This window comes from Bacillus sp. FSL L8-0099, from assembly GCF_038006385.1.
Classification (GTDB): Bacteria; Bacillota; Bacilli; order Bacillales; family Bacillaceae_G; genus Bacillus_A; species Bacillus_A toyonensis.
Genome location: NZ_JBBOVC010000005.1, coordinates 76,575 through 94,565, shown reverse-complemented (window position 1 = coordinate 94,565; position 17,991 = coordinate 76,575). Strand labels below are relative to the sequence as shown.

Sequence of the window (17,991 nt, the reverse complement as noted above, 5' to 3'; positions counted from 1 at the left end):
TTTTATCGTTTTCCGACAGAAAACTCCTTCCTCAAAAATGTGAAGGTGTGAAACACCAATTTTAGGTGGGAGATGAATGTCGGTTGGCATAAGCCAACATATTTGCTACCATATACTTGTACAGATTGCTCTTCGAAAACTGAAGATATGAGGTTGGTTGCAGAAAAACGTTGCAACCGTAAAATCTTCAACGTTCTATCGCCCCACGCTTGCCGAAGTTGCGAAAACCAAGCTAAAGTAGGGAGTGTGTGGTGAGTCAACGTACAAGATACTTATGTTCCCACCGTAGGGACTACGGGTAGAGCCTGCTAAGATAACCGGTGGATACATCGGTGTTCGCAGGAATCTCCCACTTCAAACAGTCCGTAAGGACGTTAAGTGGTGAGTAGTTCAAGGTTCACTTATTTTTTCACCCATTGCTTCTTCTAATGTTAGGTGATGTTGATATAAGTATGTAGCATATGGATTGCCAACGTAGCGAAGATGCCATGGTTCATATGCATATTCTGTCGTATCTGTCTTATCCTCTAAATAACGAATAACGAAGCCAAATTCATGGGCGTGTGCTGCTACCCACTTTCCTTCTTCTGTTTCTCCAAAGATAGGTTCTAATTTATATTCTGCAGATTCTGAACTAATATCCATTGTAAGTCCTGTTTGATGTTCACTCGTTCCAGGAACTGCACTAACTGACTCAGCCTTGGCTTTCCCTTGACGTTTGATATACGTATTATGTAAGGATTGTTGTCGTTTATATGAACGATAACCTGATACAGCTGTAAGCTCTAGACCTTGCTTTTTTGCAGATTGGAACATTTTTTCAAGAGCAGTGGCAGCATCTTTACGAAGTAATGTTTTTTCTTTATCTTTTGGAGATGTAAATGGAACGTTTGGTTTAGTTAAATCTTTTGGTATATAGCCATCTGGTAATTTACGATGTTTATTTACTAATACAAGGGGTGAATCTGGATTTGTAACAAGAAGAAAGTTCTCATCTATTTTTTTGGCTGTATCTGCTGCTTTCGGAAAGGCAGGAATCTCTTCTTTTGGATGTTCATCATGTTTTTGTGTTTCAACAACTTTCGCTTCATTGTGTAGTGGAGATCTCGAACCGAAATAAGTGAAGGATATGATACCGATTCCAATCGTAGCGGCTGAAATAATAATTATTTTTTTCATAAATCTGGGTAATTTCAGTCCTTTCTTATAATTTATTTTTCCATTATAAATTTAGTTATTTGAAAAAGAAGTATAAAGTGGGTGTGTTCATTTTTAAAAATATTAAATACTTTAAGAGTTTTTTCGTTTATATGGGGTAACCACAGGGTTGCTGCTTTAGTCCGTCACATTATTAACATAAGATAGAATTTAATTAATGAGCTACAGGGGCTCCAAGGACCGGTTTTAGGAATAGAAAGAGCACCTTTGATAGGAAGCGTAAAGTAACCTCCGATTTTCTTGTAGCTTCATATCATATACCCATTACCTTTATTGATTGAACTAATCCAAAACACTTTACTCTTAGGTTGGGGTTATATATCCTAATTCTTTTAAAAGCTTTTTATAGAATTTAAGAAAACAAGTGGATTACACACAAAGATAATACATGTAATTAATAGAATAATCGTTATAACTATTAATATTCCATTTCCGCTATATAACTTTTTCATAGCACTCACCTCTATTTTTTCAATCATACATGGGGTCCCGCCAACGATTCCTTCTTTTTTGAGCCACTTACAAAACTAAAACAAGAAGCTACGTGTTGCTATAAAATAATGTTTGATCAAATTGCTACTAATAACCTTGATAAACGAATATAGAAAAAAGCTTGTTTTGTAAAAAAAAGATTTATTAAAACACGCTCTTATTATTTTTTATTGACTCATTCTTTTATAAAAAAGTTTGATCATTTCCTACTTATGTTGCTCCACAATCGTGCCCGTTTGTTTAAGTACAGTTCTTCACAAAAATCTAGGAAGGAACCACCATAGAATAAGGAAGATACTCACCATCCAAAAAACTGAGGTTCCCACTATCCTCCAAACTATGGATTGGATAGCTGAACTTTGAGGGATCTTACTTTTCACATTTCTTGTTATAAAAGCAAGAATAACAAATCTGATTATGATGAACCCAACAGCTATCCAAGATAATAAATCCACTTTAACTTCTATGACTACCTCTAAAAAGGAAGAACAAAAAATTGGAGGAAGAAAACAAGCAACTAGAGAACAGCTGAAAGTAACTTATGCAGATGTTTACAAAAAGTTATAGCATACCTCCCACATAACGGACGGCCGTCGGGTATTTGATCATTAATAGGTCGGTTTAGGATAGAGTTTATCCTACCCAAAAAGTAAGGCCCGTGAGCCGCAGTTCCAGTAGGTGACATAGAGATTCACAGGCCAAGTGCATTTTTACACATGGTGGTGCCCGTCAGGCCTTGAAGGTTTTGGACTGTCACAATACTTCAACTTGGGGAATTGAACTGTGCGTTAGCCAAATTAAAATTATTATAATACCTTCCATCCTCTTTATAACATAATGAAAATCTACTTTTAGCCCAATCTCACTCCGCGCTCTCCTTCAGGGAAGATCTGAAATTGCTCTACTTTCTGGAGATCTTTATTGACAACTAATGTCCATTCTTCTCCATTGCAGTTATAATAGAAAACATATCCTTGAGCTTTTTTACCCAACTCTGAATTTTTCTTAATGCTTTCCTTCTCTACAAACTCATAATCTGTATTATTGAATAAATTATTATCTTTAACAAATTTATCTGCTATATCTTTCGCTGTATCATAAGAAAGATTTTGATAATCTTCATTTTTAGGATCCTCTGGATAACATGATAGGCGTATTATCTTATTAGTTTTTTTATCTATTATAGCATCGTATACCATAGTCCTACTTTTATCGAGCCAACTTACAGCAAGCGTCTCATGAGTATCTATTGCTTCAATTTTTAACCCTTTACTATTTTGCATTACATCTACATCTACATTAAAATACTTTTTAAAAGCATCTAGTGCTACTTTTTTATAGGTTTCATTTTTATTACTTACTTGTGCAGTACTTGACTCCGTCATTACTTCGTTCTTTGGTACTGTATTTTTTGATATTTGTGCAAAAGTTAAAGTACCACCACTAATACTTAATGCTCCAATTAAACCTAATGCAATGATTCCTTTTTTCTTCATAAAATTTTCCCTCCCTTAATTTGTTTGCTACAGTTAGAATAATACATCCTACTCTTATAGAAACAATCTACGAATTGTAACATAGTTGTAAAATCATAAGACAGCAAACAAAATGCCAGGAACTTTCATTACGAATTCAAGGTAAATGTTATTCTTATAATTGTCCCCTTATTTAGTTGGCTTTCCATTTCTAATTCAATTTCATGGATTTTTGCTATTTCAGAACATATTGTAAGTCCTAATCCAACTCCATTATTAGCCCTAGTTCTTGATTTATCAGCCATATAAAAGGCTTCAAACACTTTAGGTAAATCTTCTTCTGAAATTCCTATACCTTCATCTTTTATTTCAAGCACAGTATTATTTTCTTTATTTTTATATACATGTAAATATATATTGCTACCTTCTTTTGAAGCCTTAATAGAATTATCAATAAAATTACAAATGAAATTTCTAATTAAATCGCTTTCGACAACTACCTCATAATCTTCACCGCTAATCATTAAGTAGATACTTTTACTCTCTAATCTAGGCTTTAATATATCTTTTATATCAAATAATATATCTCCTATATTTTCTTTTCTCATTTTAAATTTTTCTCTTTCAAGTAACATTAAATCCATCATTTTCCAGGATAATTCCTCTAATCTTTTTCCTTCTTTAAATATATGGTTTAGTCCTTCTATAAATATCTGTTCATTATATGCAGTTAAGCGAAGAAAATCTGCATATCCAATTATGGAAGTTAAGGGTGTTTTTAATTCATGAGTTAAATTATCTATGAACCTTTGTTTTTCTGCAGCTTTCATTTCTAGTTCACTGATTTTTTGTTCAACAGCAGCTGCCATTTCATTAAAATTTTCTGCTAAAATACCTATTTCATCTTTAGAATCAATCTCTATTCTTTTTGAATAATTCCCCTTTGATACTATTTGGGTTATATTTATTAGCTTCTCTATGGGCCCTGTAATATACCTACTTAACATATACATGCCAATAGCTAAAATTATAGTTATACTTATTGATAATCGAATATAAAAATTATATTGTTCTTTTTTATCTTCATAAATATATGTTACATCACGAACATATGAAAACTTCAAATCTTCACCATTTATATTTATTAAACTAGTTACAAATAATAATGTTTTATTTTCTACATCTCTTATAATGTATTTTCTTTTATCGTGAGATGCATTTTTTAACTCTTCTCTATCTCGTGAAACCTTAAAATCTAGGTTACCAAAAACTACATGATTATTTTTGTCTACTATCTCTAAGTAATTATTCTTTGAATTCAATTTTTCTAAATATTTTTTTATAACTTCTTTATAATCAGCATTAACTATATTTTTAGACTCAATATATAAGTAATTATTTGAAATCATATTATAATAACTAATTCCTGTCGAAATATTTCTATGTTCAGCTAATGACCTATCAATCTCTCTTTTTAAGTTTAAGTTATGACTATTTTGTATTAAACAAACAGCACCAAAGTTAAATATTATCAAAAATAACGATGATGAATATATGGATATTTTATGCCAAAATTTCATTTAAGTCTCCCATCTGTACCCAACCTTATGAACCGTTCTAATTTTCTCATCTAAATCAAGTTTTTTTCTAATCCTTTGAATATGCATATCCACAGTTCTAGTTTCTCCTAGGTAATCATATCCCCAAATTTTTTCTAAAATTCTTTCCCTAGATAAAGCTATTCCTTTATTTTGTATTAAAAGACATAAAAGCTCAAATTCTTTTAGAGTTAAATCGATACTATTGCCATCTTTTTTCACAAGCATTTCTTCTATATATATTTCTAAATTCCCGAAACTTATGGCGTTATTTTTTTTACTGTAACGTCTTAAAACTGTTTCAACTCTTGCTAAAAGTTCTATAGACTCAAAAGGTTTTCCTATATAATCATCTGCTCCCATTTTAAGACCCTTAACCTTATCCATAATGGATGATTTAGCTGATAAAAAAATTACAGGTATGTCCTTATGCTTTATTTTATCTATTATGCTAAACCCGTCTATTTCTGGAAGCATAACGTCTAAAAGTATTAAATCAAATTGTTCCGCTTCTATTAATTCTAAAGCGTTTCTGCCATTGTAAACTTGGATAGTTTCATAATTTACCATTTTCAAATTTAGGTTTATTAAATCTGAAATAGTTGGCTCATCTTCTACAATTAATATTTTTTCTGCTTTCATCAGTTCACTCTCCCAAAAAATAATACTTACCGTACAAATTCCCTAAAAGGGATAAATAATACATTAGACTTCCGTCACAGTTAGTATTTAATTTGCCAAATTGCTGTTTGTTCAACTACCTAGCCCATCTTACCAAATAAATAAGATCCATTTCCAGTTCATATTGTTACCAAACCAAAGAAACATATTTCTTTTTTAATTACATTAGATGAAAATGATAATGACTTATCGCTTGAACTATTAGGAGTGATAAAACAAGTTGCTGCTAAAGTGACATCTGAACACGGGGCATGAAGGTTAATAACTAACTTAGGAAAATACCAAGATCCTAAACACCTTCATTGGCATATTGTCTCTGGAGAACCTATAAAATAAGATTTGTCATATTCGAGTATTGGTGAGCGTTAGTTCAAGAAGAAGGGGTATATTTTTGTTATTCCATTAAAGGGCGCGATTACTGAGCAAGAAATAAAGGGTGATACATATTATATATGACTAATATGTATCACCCTTTATTTTTTATGACTTTTTACAATTTAGGTCTTGATAATTTTACAAGAGTGGGCTTAGGATAACCGGGCAGATTCTTGCAATGGACAAATTTACGATTCTTATGATGGTTCGTGGTAAACAGCAACTCGTTTACAAACAAGCCGTTTCAACCATTACTACATAATATATATGAGAATCAGTGATATATTATAAATATTGGGGTAAGTTCTTATGTCTGTTGTGATCAGGAGTTATTTGCATGGTTACCACTCTATTATGTACAATAAAAGAAAAACATCGTATGAGGTGGGGAGAGGAAAACCCATGTCTAACCAACAGTTAGTAAATTTACGCATTGATTTTGCTTTTAAACAATTATTTGGTACAAGTGGAAATGAGGATATTCTCATCGCGTTTTTAAATGCTATGTTACAAGATTCTTTAGAATCACCCATTGTTTCCTTGCAATTAGAAGATCCACATTTACACAGAGAACATGAAGAAGATAAGCTGTCTATTTTAGATATTTCTGCAACATTAGACACTGGAACAAAAGTCAACGTTGAAATACAACTCAATAATAATCACGACATGATAAAACGTAGTTTATATTATTGGGGAAGACTATACACATCCCAACTTCAAAAAGGAATGCCATACAGCTCTCTTCATAAAACAATTACGATTAATTTGTTAAATTTCGTTATGTTTCCTGAATACGAGGCATTCCATACAACAGGAATATTATGGAACCAACAACAAGAGAAAGTATTGAGTGATGATATTGAAGTTCATATTGTAGAGATTCCAAAACTCATGAACCAGTGGCGGAATGAACAAGTAAATCCCTGGGAAGATTCGTTTGTTCGCTGGTTATTACTACTTCCAGCGAATGAAGATGAACATTTAACCCAAACATTGGAGGATATTGCGATGAACCAAGACCCCATCTTACAAAAAGCCATGAATAAATGGGAACGTATGAGTCAAGATTCTTCTTTCCGACAAGCGTATGAAGCAAGGGAGAAAGTTCTTATGGATGAGGCTGCAAAGTTTGCTTATGCAGAACAAAAAGGTATTGAAAAGGGCATTGAAAAAGGTATTGAACAAGGGAAAATACAGCTTATTCGTGGTATGCACAAAAACGGAATGCCAATAAAAGATATTGCGAAATTTACGAATTTATCTATAGAAAAAATACAAGAAATTCTTGAATTATAAATAAATAAATGGGAACGTATGAGTCAGGATTCTTCTTTCCGACAAGCGTATGAAGCAAGGGAGAAAGCTCTTATGGATAATGCTGCAAAATTTGCTCATGCCCGTAATGAAGGGAAGAAAGAAGGGCGTCAAGAGGGAATTGAAGAAGGTAAAATTCAATTAATTCGTGTAATGCATAAAAATGGAATGCCAATTGAAGATATTGCAAGGTTTACGAATTTAAGCATAGAAGAAATACAAAACATTTTACAAGCATAAATGATTAAAAATAACACCTACAAATACTGTAGGTGTTATTTTTAGTGGCCATCATCTTGATGGGAGCAGTTATCTAAGGGAGATCGCATGTTGTTCTCTTTTTATTGTATAAGTTATAGACTGGAAAGATTCTTCTTGTCGTACTTATAACATTTACAGAAGGATTTGCAATTTCACACATGCTTTTTAATCAGTTGAATTTGAAAAAAGTCATTCTTCATAATACCAAGCACCCTCATTTTCTTTCATCGAAAATCCTCCATCTTAATAATTTGGAAGTAAAGCGACGATTAAGAAAGTGTAGTAAAAAGTGAATGCGTTAAATTTATATGTTAAGGATATAGAGTGAAAATGATAAACGTAACAAATTTGGTTTTATAAACACATCACAGTTTGAAATTACATGTGAGGTGTTTATAAAAAAATAATATGTTTAATACATTCAACATAATTTTATATGTTTTGTATGTTTATATAATAATTGTTTTATATGTTTTATATGTTTATATGTTTTAGGAAGCTGAAACATATTGATATGTAAGGGATTATAGTACTTATCTATAACAAAAATGGTTTTAAAGATAACAAATTTGGTTTTATCTATAACAAAAATGGTTTTAAAGATAACAAATTTGGTTACTTATCTATAACAAAAATGGTTTTAAAGATAACAAATTTGGTTTTATCTATAACAAAAATGGTTTTAAAGATAACAAATTTGGTTGCCTATCTATAACAAAAAAGTTTTAAAGATAACAAATTTGGTTTTATCTATAACAAAAATGGTTTTACAGATCATAAATTTGATACATGATATATATTTTTATAAATTTAAAAAGATTAAGTTTCATTATTTTAGTATTCTACATAATTATGTTATGTAGAATACGTAGATATATTACAGTGGGAAATCCATTATAAGATTGTGAAAAAATTAACTATAACAAAGTGATTTTGTTTGTTATAGTTAATTTAGCAATAGGGGTAGGAAAGGAATGACGTATGTAGATATGTCTATAAATCAAGATTTACAAATTAAAGAGAATAATATTGTTTCCAAATCAAATACTTTGATTGAAGCTAATTCACGTTTGAATTTAGTTGAACAAAAAATGTTACTTTGTTTGGCTAGTAATATTGAACCTAATGACCGGGATTTTAAAACATACACATTCCCAATTAAACAATTTCATGATCTACTTGGTTTGAATGGATCTACTAAATATACAGAGTTAAGTAAAATTACAAAGGAACTATTATCTAAAGTAATTGAAATTCGAGCAGGGGAAGAATTAATACAAGTATCTTGGCTTTCTTCAGCAATTTACAATAGAAATAAAGGGACAATTGATATGCGTTTCGATCCCTTATTAAAGCCATTCTTATTAGAACTAAGTAGCAAATTTACAAGCTATAGATTGGCTAATGTTGTTAAATTAAAAAGTACATATGCTATACGTATTTATGAACTACTTAAGCAATATGAAGATTTAAGGGAACGTACAATTAGTCTAGAAAATTTAAGGTATTACTTAGATGCAATGGATGTATACCCTAATTATGCAAATTTTAAGCAACGTGTGTTGAAGCCATCTCAAAAAGAACTAAATCAAAAAACAGATATTTCTTTTGAATTTGAGGAGATTAAACTAGGTAGGAAAGTCCAGAAAATTAGATTTATCATTCGTGCTCAGAAAAAGAAAGATTCTGATTTAGTTCATTTTGAAAAGAAGTTAGATAAATTTCAACAGCCAAATACATTTGAACAAAAAATTAAGCGATTTGAAGAACGTTGTAAAGAAAAAGTGTTTCCTAAAGTGTTTGAAAAATGGGCAGCACATAAAGAAATTGTATTAGAGATAATTGAGGATATACGTTTTCGTTCAGATATTGATTCACCAATCGGTTATGTAGAATTTATTCTAAACTCCCGATTAAAAGAACTTTCTGATAAAAAAATATTAAACGAAAGTAATCAAAATGAAGATAAGTCTAATAATAATTTACTAGAAATTGATACTATTATAGATTCAGTTATTACTAAATATTCAACATCTACAGGAGCTGTAGCTACATTTTTAGTTAAAGATACAGCAATTGAGGAGTTAGTGAGAATAGTTACATTAGAAGAAGCTGAAGCTATTTGGAAAGAAAAAGAAGAGTTTGTTATGGAGAAAATTTATAGCTTCATTAAAAGAAATAGAAGTAAGAAAAGGTACTAGCGTTATTTGAACTACTCACCACTTAACGTCTTTACGGACTGTTTGAAGTGGGAGATTCCTGCGAACACCGATGTATCCACCGGTTATCTTAACAGGCTCTACCCGTAGTCCCTACGGTGAGAACATAAGTATCTTGTACGTTGACTCACCACACTACCTACTTTGGCTTGGTTTTCGCAACTTCGGCAAGCATGGGTCGATAGAACGTTGAAGATTTTACGGTTGCAACGTTTTTCTGCAACCAACCTCATATCTTCAGTTTTCGAAGAGCAATCTGTACCCTTTATAAAGGGAATTTTTAAAAAAGTTAGGCAACATCAAGATGATGATTTCTGTATCCAACAAGAGTCATCTTTTTTTAATTCCATTGATATCTATAGTGATTATAGGGGTACCGCCCACATTTTAACGAAAATATACGCTAAACAAATTTCAAAATAAAATAAGCCGAATTTCCTACTCTAAGGAATATTCGGCTCATATGCTTTATTTAGGTTGTAATTTGTTCACTTCATATTCTTTTAGTATCTTATAAAAAGTATTTTTCTTAAGTCCTAATAGTTCCATAAATTTAACTCCGCTTATTTCTCTATTTTTCCACTTTGGATAAGTTTCTTCTATTAGAATTAGTTGCTTTTGGTTTAATGCTGAAAGATTAAGTTGAGGACGCCCTAAATGCCTACCTTGAGATTTAGCAATTGCAATACCTTCCGCTTGTCGCTGACGAATCTTTTTACGTTCTTGATCCGCAACATAGGAAAGCAAAGATAAAAATTGATCTTCCATTAATCGGCCCATATCACCCATCTCACGAAATTTCCGACTATCAAACAGGGTTTCATTTTCTAAAACTACGATATCAGCTTGTAATTCTCTTGTTATATACTTCCATTCTGAAATTACCTCATCATAATTGCGGCCCATACGATCTAAGGCATCTATGTAAACAATATCACCTGTACTTAATATCTTTCTTAATAATTGATATTGAGGGCGATCAAAATGTCGTCCACTTGCTTTATCGACAAAAATGCGTCGAGCTTCCACTCCTCGTTCCATCATCTTATGTAACTGACGTTGTTCATTTTGATCTTTTGTACTTACACGTATATATCCATAAATATTTGCCACGTTTTGTACGCTCCTTACATTTGTTACCACAATTATACCATTTTTGTTTATAAAGGTGTTCATTAAAAATAAACGTTTATAAAATGATTCGAATTACCTTTATAAACTTGATATTTCAACGTTTCATAGATTGGGCCTTTTAGTTTGTAAAGGTATACCTTTATAAACACTAGTTTATTTTCCCTATTATGAAGGCAATATTTCAGTTGACATTAAAAAAACATTAATTTTCCAATCCTGAATAGTCCTTATTTGGCTGAAAAAGCGAATGAATCCTATGTATATATGAAGTAAGGGAAAAGAGGGATTACTAAATATTGAAGCCTCTTTTTCACCCTCGATATAATATATTGTAAAAAAATTCGTAATAATATGAATATTTCATATCAAATAAAACATGGGTAATGTATAATATTCGTATCTAAGGGGGTATACAACATGAAGATAATAGACTTAATACAATTTAGAAAGAAAAAAGAGTTAGAAAAAAGATTAGAAAAGCAGATTGTAAATGTTCCTGTAGTGACACAGATTAGTGTAGAGAATGGTGAAGTGAAATTTGAAGTTTCTGTTGAAAGAAAAAAACACTTTGATGTAGAGTGAAGTTTAAGCCGTTGGTCTCACCAAATGGGGCCAGACCACTGTATATTTCTACAAAAAGAATAACGTTTTCTATGAATTATGGGTAATAAATACATCTTAGATTGATAGTAATGTATGGTGGCCCCTTATAGATTATCTTTTCTCACAGCATATGTGATTGCATTTGTTTTTAATAAAACAGATTTTTCATTTCGCATAATTTTATATTCGAGCGGTTTTACTATGATGCTCAATACTTCCCAACCATCATATATTTTTCTCAATTTATTCATCATCTCTTCTGTTGGAATGTTTATCTCCATTAGTGCATCCAATTTCTTATTGGTATCCATATCAATTTCTTCAACTTCAGAATTTACAATGATACAATTTATTCCATTGTACTTCGTTCCGTCTGCCATTCGTTGAACAACTTTTTCAAAAACCTTTTCTGATTGGACATGTTCTAAACTTGAAACTGCAACAATGAAATCGAAGTTATTAGGTTTAATATCATAGTTTCCTATATCAGCTTTTTCAGTTTGGATTACTTCTTTAACTTCATATTCCTCACTGTATTGATTTAACTTTTGCAAAGCAGAGTCTAATAAATCAACACACACAACTTTACCACCACTTTTTTTTATAGCTTGAGCCAATGGGATACTATTTCTACCCACTCCAGAACCTAAATCAAGCACACTAAGATCATCTTTTCCTTCAAACAATGGAATTAGATCTATTACCGTTTTTACAGGTTTATGTAGCCACGAACCTTCTTCAAACAGTTTATAATTATCATAACAATAGTCGTGATATTTTTTCTCCTCTTTTCTTATAAATTCAATTCTGTTCATTGTTTTTCCTCATTTCTAAAATTATGTATTCTATAAATTACTGTAACAGATTTAATATAACTTTTTGAACATCTTATCTTGTTACTTAAAGAAAGAATGATCAACAATATATACATGTGAGATTAACATCACGACTCATTATTGGTAGTATCCAAAAAATCTCATTTCTTATCTTTTTTATGAGTGTGTATCATCCTTGGATTGTGTTATATCATGATGAATGGTCTTGGGTGAAGAAAAAAGCACGGAATTGCATGGAACGAGTCGCCGAGATTGCGATTTTAAGGAGATTATCTTTTCTTTTATGTGCAATGCATCGTTAAATCGCTTGAAATACACCATAGAGAAAGTGTGTTTTGAGTGAAGGATACTTATCGGAGCGTCAAAGACCTACTTAAATAAGAATAAATGGAAAGTTATATTATTCATAGGGATTGCTGTATTAATTATTTGTTTAATTTTTGACCTAGCTTACTTAATGTAAATTATCGAAAAAAATCGGGTGAAAATATAATAAAATTGGAGGTTTTACAATGGGCATTCAATATCATTATGACAATGAAGTGTATATAGATCGAAACGAATTTTACAAAAAAATAAAGACTGATTATATAGTTCGATTATTTTTTAACAAGGGGAAACAATTTATATATGGTGGTGAGTTACAGGAAGTTCTAGAAAATAATGCACAAGTATCTGGATGGCTGTATTTAAAAGATAAAACGTTCTCTTATTATGTACAACCTCAGACCTTACTAAATAATGATCCAGAGTTAAGAAAACAATTGATAAAAAAATAGAATCGGTCATTTCGGTAAGTTTAAGCTACGAGCGTTTTCTGTAAATCCTGCGATAAAGGGTACCTGAGAAAGCGGGAGATACCTGCCGTAAATACTACCAATTTTTTTACGTTGCGTTGGTTAAAATATACGTAAAAAAGCGTACACTCTTGCCTAGAAAAGAATGTACGCTTTTTTAATGGATGTTGTGCACATCGTGTATAGTGTAGCATGTCAGAATAAAAAGTTTTTAATGCGAAAGTAAGTTACAATGCTAGACGGTAATACGAATATGAATAGAACTCGGATTCTTTATTTATGATTTTGAAATCAAAAGAAATTAATCCCCTAAGATGTCTATTTCTCCTGCTGAAGCATATCCATTTACTCCGTTTACTACCTCTAATTTCACATATTTAACAGTTACAGGATTAAATGTTGCAAATTGTTGTTTCTTACTATTTTCCCATGTTCCAGAAGTTACTTTTTGATAGTTTACACCATCTGTACTTGTGTAAATGTTATAGCTTAAAATACGACCATTTGGAGATTCATCTTGTCTCGGAAGATATGATAGCTGGGTAATTGTACGAGTTTCACCAAGGTCAATCGTTAAATAGGATGGATATTGATTTTGTTCACTCCATTTACTATGCCATCTTGTATATGGATTCCCATCAATTGCATTCGTTGCAGGTTCAACTCCTAATTCTTCACTACTTGCAATTACTTTCATGTTTTGTTTAGGTAATGTATTTAGCGGAACAGGTTTAGAATCAGTTCCTTCCCAAATAGGAGCAGTTACTGTTTGTAAATTCAAAGCTTCTATTTTTTGTCTTGTTTCTGGCGATGCTTTCAGTCCCCATTTATCAAAGAATGGAAGTAAATTTTTCTGTGCAACCTTAGAAGTGTTATAAATGAAACCTTGTATTTGCTCGTCATCCGTTTTAGGTAACTCTTCGTTCGGCATTGCACGGTATAATTGATGTAATTTCGGATAAAATTCCTCTCCAAAAGCTAAGTCCAATTGCCAAAACATTGTAAGTTTCACAGAGCCATCATCAATTTTATTATAGTCTTTTTCCGATTGAGGCTTATTTAAATAAGTAAATGCTTTTTCATATGCTCTATCAGTCTCTAATCTCGACGGATGTCCAAAAGCCCGTTGCACAGACAGACTATAAATGTTTGTAGTCACTTCTCCTAATCCATCCCACTTCCAAGGATTTTGTTGTCTTTGATGTCCCATTTCATGCCAAGGTCCCCATCCGTCTTTTGTAAACTTATTTATATCTAATACATATTGAATAGAGTCTCCGACATATGATGTTACAAAATTATTAGCATACATATAATAATCAGGAGTATGATTATCTTCTGCAAAGGCTACATAATGCTTATCTGCTTGTTCCTCAGATAAACCAGCAACTCGATCTTCAATTCTAATAGATTCATCTATTTTTTTTAAGAGTTCTGCAGGGTCTGTATTAGAATCTAATAAATATTTTTTTACTCTTTCTGGACTGGCAGTTATTAAGGAACGTTCTCCTTTTAATTCCACTGCATGGGCATTAGGGTACTTATCTAGCATAGTAACTAAATCTTGTTTCGTATGTTTTCCTAATTCAAAGAAAGGTATAGGTGTTCCTCCTGTTTTAATCTCAGCTTTCACTGTTCCACCTTGTTGTGAATTATAAAAATAAATCATTCCACCATATGGATTTTCAATTGTATTTTCTCCTGGCTTTAAAGTAAATGATTTTATTTTTGTCTCATATTCACGCCATCCTGCATCATAGCCATATGCTCCTATATAAGCTTGAATGTTCTGTGTTCCTTCTACCTGAATTGTTATTTTTTCATTTGGACTTGCATATAGTCCAGTTGGTTCATAGGGACTAAACGCAAATTGTCGTCTATCTGCATCTTTAATTTGGTGTATATCTCCCTTGCCTATCACATTAAAAATACGTTCTGTTGATACTTGTGCTTGGGATTCAGCGAAGACCTTTGTTACTCCCATCTCTACCCCTATAAATGGAGCAGTAAGTATATTTACAGCTATAAATGCCTTTGCCATTCTATCATTTCTTTTTCTATTATTCTTTTTCATTCTTCATCACTAACCTTTCTATAGCTTGATAAAAAAGGGACAGATTGATTTACAGAATCAGTCTGTCCAAAATCAGAAAGAGTTCATCCGCCGAGCATTTGGGCTTATAGCATAAAATACGATTCCATTAGGAATCTACTATCACCCATGTTCTTCTTCAAATATTTGCACCAGAACCATAAATCACTCCAGAAAAGACTGGATATTTAGTTTTTCCGATTCATTAATCACTTTATTGGATTTTATAATATTAGGATATAAAAATTGCTCAATAGAAAGTTATGTATCAATCTCTAACTATAATTGCAAAATTAGTAAAAACTTATTCTATTTTTTCTCTCTTATGCGATGTAAGGACCTTACATCCTTATTAAAACACTATGATTTTCTTAAGTAAATCATAAATTCCAACTTTTCATATCTTTTTATAATGATTACTAAATATACGCATCCGAAAAAAGTATACTAGAAAAATAATATAAATATATTTCTATCAAATGGATTAATGAAAATCGAATTTATCAAAGTATATTAAAATTTTATTATATAAATTTGGAAACATTAAAGTTTTATCGATATAACTTAGTGATGCTCTATATGTTTTTCCCTTTATTTGTATATGTATAATTGCATCTTTAAACCGAAGAAAAGTAAAAGAGCATCTGAATTGAAAGATGGATTAAAAAACTGTTGAGTGGAAATAGAGTTTTTCCGTTATTATCAATCTAAAACAAAATTGTGTCCATATAATAGGGGTCACTATAGAATAGGGGGAAAGTGCGTTTTCAGGACGTGGAAGCATACTTTATAATTCTCAATATGGGCAAAAACACCCAAATAGTAAATCATCGACCTTGAATTATGTAATTTTGCATAATGTTACATAAATTCGGCATTTTCCCTTTATTTCGACAGGAATAGACGGTATACTCTTTTATAAGTTTGATATTTCAGAAAATTATACGAGGTGAATATGATGAAAAATAAAAAAACATTAGCTACAGTTGCATTAACAACAGGATTAACTTTAACAGCTGTAACACCATATGGAGTAGGTCATGCAGAGGAAACAGATCAACTACAAGTTCAAATTCAAGAAGATTCGTTCCGTACAGGTGAACTTACACAACCATCACAAAAGGCACCAGAGAATGTAGTAAAAGATGCTCTTAAAGAGAAAACAGAGCAAGTTTTGTCTCCAAAACAAGTGAATGGAGAAACAGGAGTAGATTATAAAGTCCTTCAAAAACGTGGTTCTTATGATGGAACTACACTTGTGCGTATGCAACAAACATATGAAGGAAAAGAAGTATATGGGCATCAATTGACTGCACACGTAGATAAAAAGGGTGTTATTAAAAGTGTTTCAGGAGATAGCGCGCAAAATTTAAAACAAGAAGATTTAAAGAAAACTATTAATCTATCACAAGAAGAAGCGAAACAATATATTTATACGAAATACGGGAATGATATTAAGTTTATTTCTGAGCCAGAAGTAAAGGAAGTTATTTTTGTTGATGAAAACAATGGACAAGCTAGCAATGCATACCAAGTGACATTTGCTGCTGCAACACCAAACTATGTATCTGGTACTTATTTAGTGAACGCTCATAATGGTGATATGTTAAAAAATATGGTACAAGAATCAAATTTAAAAGCAAGTGAAAAGCTTGTTGGAGCCTTAAAGGAAAGTAAAAAAAGCAATCTTGCATCATTAACCGGAACAGGAAAAGATGATTTAGGTATCTCTCGTACATTTGGTATTTCTAAACAAAGTGATGGGAAATATGCGCTTGCTGATTACACAAGAGGGCAAGGAATTGAAACGTATGATGTAAATTACAGAGATATTAAAACAGAGGAAAACTATTACCCTGGTACATTAGCAACTAGCACTACAACAACATTTAATGATCAAAAGGCGGTAAGTGCTCATTTCTTAGCAACAAAAGTATATGATTTTTATAAAGATAAATACAAGCGTAATAGTTTTGATAATAAGGGACAAAAGGTAGTATCAGTTGTACATGCTTGGGACTCTGGAGATACAAGTGATCCAAAAGATTGGCAGAATGCAGCAAGTGCTAATGGAGGTAGTATGCTTGTATATGGAGATCCTATGGTAAAGGCATTTGACGTAGCGGGACATGAATTTACACATGCGGTTACATCTAGTGAATCCAATCTTGAATATTCCGGAGAATCTGGTGCAATTAATGAGGCGTTGTCTGATATTATGGGAACAGCTATTGAGAAATACATCAATAATGGGAAGTTTAACTGGAAAATAGGAGAACAAACTGGATCAGCTTTCCGTGATATGGCAAATCCATCTTCAGTTGATTTTTCATCTGGATTACCGTATCCAGATGATTATAGTGAATTTAACGATTTAAATGGAGAGGATCAAGGAGGCGTTCATTTTAACTCAAGTATTGTTAATAAAGTTGCTTATCTAATTGCAAAAGGTGGTACTCATAACGGTGTAACTGTAAAAGGTATTGGTGAGGATAAAATGTTTGATATTTTCCACTATGCAAATACTGATGAATTAAACATGACTTCTGATTTCTCTGAATTGAGATCGGCATGCATTCGAGTTGCAACAAATAAATATGGGGCGAACTCAGCTGAAGCTCAAGCAGTTCAAAAGGCTTTTGATGCAGCAAAAATCAAGTAAACAGCGGATTTAGTGCGTATGAACTCATCGCATAATGGTTGTATAAGCAAGCGATAGGTCATATTCTGCCATTGTTTTGACTACATCATGAAAAGTTTAATGCAAAGGAATTAAAAAAACTTCTTTTACTTTGTTTAATTTATTTTGGATCTTAAATTGATGGGCAGGAGGTACTTCATAACCTTAGCTTGATAGCGATGTGACGAGATCCCCACAAGAAAAAATCACACT

The 17,991-nt window shown here is 31.8% G+C and carries 14 protein-coding genes and 3 pseudogenes; 10 read left to right on the top strand and 7 right to left on the bottom strand.

The genetic code is table 11. The features are described from left to right. Window positions 1–390: 390 nt before the first annotated feature. A complete protein-coding gene (locus tag MHH42_RS32230) occupies window positions 391–1,179 on the bottom strand; it encodes a M15 family metallopeptidase (RefSeq protein ID WP_340895824.1) in 789 nt (262 codons plus the stop codon). Window positions 1,180–2,127: 948 nt separating this feature from the next. Here MHH42_RS32230 and MHH42_RS32225 point away from each other — a divergent pair. Continuing rightward, window positions 2,128–2,277 carry a hypothetical protein gene (locus MHH42_RS32225; protein WP_340895821.1) on the top strand — a complete coding sequence of 50 codons (150 nt, stop codon included), beginning with the start codon at window positions 2,128–2,130 and terminating at the stop codon, window positions 2,275–2,277. 284 nt (window positions 2,278–2,561) lie between these two features. Here MHH42_RS32225 and MHH42_RS32220 read toward each other — a convergent pair whose 3' ends face one another. The 3 genes from MHH42_RS32220 to MHH42_RS32210 all read right to left on the bottom strand — a co-directional run bounded on the left by MHH42_RS32220 (window position 2,562) and on the right by MHH42_RS32210 (window position 5,425). After that, complete coding sequence (locus MHH42_RS32220) at window positions 2,562–3,206, bottom strand: YcdB/YcdC domain-containing protein (protein WP_340895820.1); 645 nt, start codon at window positions 3,204–3,206, stop codon at window positions 2,562–2,564. A 128-nt stretch (window positions 3,207–3,334) separates the two neighbouring features. Then, window positions 3,335–4,765, bottom strand: a complete 1,431-nt coding sequence (locus tag MHH42_RS32215; protein ID WP_340895819.1) for a sensor histidine kinase — start codon at window positions 4,763–4,765, stop codon at window positions 3,335–3,337. After that, window positions 4,766–5,425, bottom strand: a complete 660-nt coding sequence (locus MHH42_RS32210; RefSeq protein ID WP_340895817.1) for a response regulator transcription factor — start codon at window positions 5,423–5,425, stop codon at window positions 4,766–4,768. A 150-nt stretch (window positions 5,426–5,575) separates the two neighbouring features. Here MHH42_RS32210 and MHH42_RS32205 point away from each other — a divergent pair. The 5 genes and pseudogenes from MHH42_RS32205 to MHH42_RS32185 form a co-directional block, all read left to right on the top strand. Continuing rightward, window positions 5,576–5,800, top strand: a pseudogene (locus tag MHH42_RS32205) (HIT domain-containing protein); the annotation flags it as partial. A gap of 175 nt (window positions 5,801–5,975) precedes the next feature. Then, window positions 5,976–6,101 (top strand): annotated as a pseudogene (locus tag MHH42_RS32200) (RNA chaperone Hfq); the annotation flags it as partial. A gap of 140 nt (window positions 6,102–6,241) precedes the next feature. Continuing rightward, window positions 6,242–7,138, top strand: coding sequence for an Rpn family recombination-promoting nuclease/putative transposase (locus MHH42_RS32195; RefSeq protein ID WP_340895815.1), 897 nt, complete (start codon window positions 6,242–6,244; stop codon window positions 7,136–7,138). After that, on the top strand, window positions 7,139–7,396 hold the full coding sequence (locus MHH42_RS32190; protein WP_340895833.1) for an Rpn family recombination-promoting nuclease/putative transposase: 258 nt from the start codon (window positions 7,139–7,141) through the stop codon (window positions 7,394–7,396). 1,010 nt (window positions 7,397–8,406) lie between these two features. Beyond that, window positions 8,407–9,618 (top strand): replication initiation protein, encoded by a 1,212-nt coding sequence (locus MHH42_RS32185; RefSeq protein ID WP_340895830.1) that lies wholly within the window; start codon window positions 8,407–8,409, stop codon window positions 9,616–9,618. Window positions 9,619–10,104: 486 nt separating this feature from the next. Here the strand turns inward: MHH42_RS32185 and MHH42_RS32180 are convergent, their stop codons facing one another. Continuing rightward, window positions 10,105–10,812 (bottom strand): recombinase family protein, encoded by a 708-nt coding sequence (locus MHH42_RS32180; protein ID WP_445286063.1) that lies wholly within the window; start codon window positions 10,810–10,812, stop codon window positions 10,105–10,107. Between the two features lie 375 nt (window positions 10,813–11,187). On the opposite strand from MHH42_RS32180, the gene MHH42_RS32175 reads away from it, so the two are divergent. Continuing rightward, window positions 11,188–11,352, top strand: a complete 165-nt coding sequence (locus MHH42_RS32175; protein ID WP_195756716.1) for a hypothetical protein — start codon at window positions 11,188–11,190, stop codon at window positions 11,350–11,352. A gap of 125 nt (window positions 11,353–11,477) precedes the next feature. On the opposite strand, the gene MHH42_RS32170 is transcribed toward MHH42_RS32175, so the two are convergent. Further along, a complete protein-coding gene (locus MHH42_RS32170) occupies window positions 11,478–12,188 on the bottom strand; it encodes a class I SAM-dependent methyltransferase (RefSeq protein WP_340895808.1) in 711 nt (236 codons plus the stop codon). A 533-nt stretch (window positions 12,189–12,721) separates the two neighbouring features. Between MHH42_RS32170 and MHH42_RS32165 the strand changes: the two genes are divergently transcribed. After that, on the top strand, window positions 12,722–12,988 hold the full coding sequence (locus MHH42_RS32165) for a hypothetical protein (RefSeq protein ID WP_340895807.1): 267 nt from the start codon (window positions 12,722–12,724) through the stop codon (window positions 12,986–12,988). 319 nt (window positions 12,989–13,307) lie between these two features. Here MHH42_RS32165 and MHH42_RS32160 read toward each other — a convergent pair whose 3' ends face one another. Beyond that, on the bottom strand, window positions 13,308–14,990 hold the full coding sequence (locus tag MHH42_RS32160) for a M60 family metallopeptidase (protein ID WP_340895827.1): 1,683 nt from the start codon (window positions 14,988–14,990) through the stop codon (window positions 13,308–13,310). Between the two features lie 115 nt (window positions 14,991–15,105). Here MHH42_RS32160 and MHH42_RS32155 point away from each other — a divergent pair. Both MHH42_RS32155 and MHH42_RS32150 read left to right on the top strand, forming a co-directional pair. Further along, window positions 15,106–15,195, top strand: a pseudogene (locus MHH42_RS32155) (IS6 family transposase); the annotation flags it as partial. 861 nt (window positions 15,196–16,056) lie between these two features. Further along, entirely contained in the window at window positions 16,057–17,760 is a 1,704-nt protein-coding gene (locus MHH42_RS32150) for a M4 family metallopeptidase (RefSeq protein WP_340895805.1), read from the top strand. Window positions 17,761–17,991: the final 231 nt, after the last annotated feature.

Excerpts from the sequence above, each read along its gene's own strand:
- MHH42_RS32230 (WP_340895824.1), bottom strand. The coding sequence starts at position 1,179 with ATGAAAAAAATAATTATTATTTCAGCCGCTACGATTGGAATCGGTATC.
- MHH42_RS32225 (WP_340895821.1), top strand. The coding sequence starts at position 2,128 with ATGATGAACCCAACAGCTATCCAAGATAATAAATCCACTTTAACTTCT.
- MHH42_RS32220 (WP_340895820.1), bottom strand. The coding sequence starts at position 3,206 with ATGAAGAAAAAAGGAATCATTGCATTAGGTTTAATTGGAGCATTAAGT.
- MHH42_RS32215 (WP_340895819.1), bottom strand. The coding sequence starts at position 4,765 with ATGAAATTTTGGCATAAAATATCCATATATTCATCATCGTTATTTTTG.
- MHH42_RS32210 (WP_340895817.1), bottom strand. The coding sequence starts at position 5,425 with ATGAAAGCAGAAAAAATATTAATTGTAGAAGATGAGCCAACTATTTCA.
- MHH42_RS32195 (WP_340895815.1), top strand. The coding sequence starts at position 6,242 with ATGTCTAACCAACAGTTAGTAAATTTACGCATTGATTTTGCTTTTAAA.
- MHH42_RS32185 (WP_340895830.1), top strand. The coding sequence starts at position 8,407 with ATGTCTATAAATCAAGATTTACAAATTAAAGAGAATAATATTGTTTCC.
- MHH42_RS32180 (WP_445286063.1), bottom strand. The coding sequence starts at position 10,812 with ATGAACACCTTTATAAACAAAAATGGTATAATTGTGGTAACAAATGTA.
- MHH42_RS32175 (WP_195756716.1), top strand. The coding sequence starts at position 11,188 with ATGAAGATAATAGACTTAATACAATTTAGAAAGAAAAAAGAGTTAGAA.
- MHH42_RS32170 (WP_340895808.1), bottom strand. The coding sequence starts at position 12,188 with ATGAACAGAATTGAATTTATAAGAAAAGAGGAGAAAAAATATCACGAC.
- MHH42_RS32165 (WP_340895807.1), top strand. The coding sequence starts at position 12,722 with ATGGGCATTCAATATCATTATGACAATGAAGTGTATATAGATCGAAAC.
- MHH42_RS32160 (WP_340895827.1), bottom strand. The coding sequence starts at position 14,990 with ATGGGAGTAACAAAGGTCTTCGCTGAATCCCAAGCACAAGTATCAACA.
- MHH42_RS32150 (WP_340895805.1), top strand. The coding sequence starts at position 16,057 with ATGAAAAATAAAAAAACATTAGCTACAGTTGCATTAACAACAGGATTA.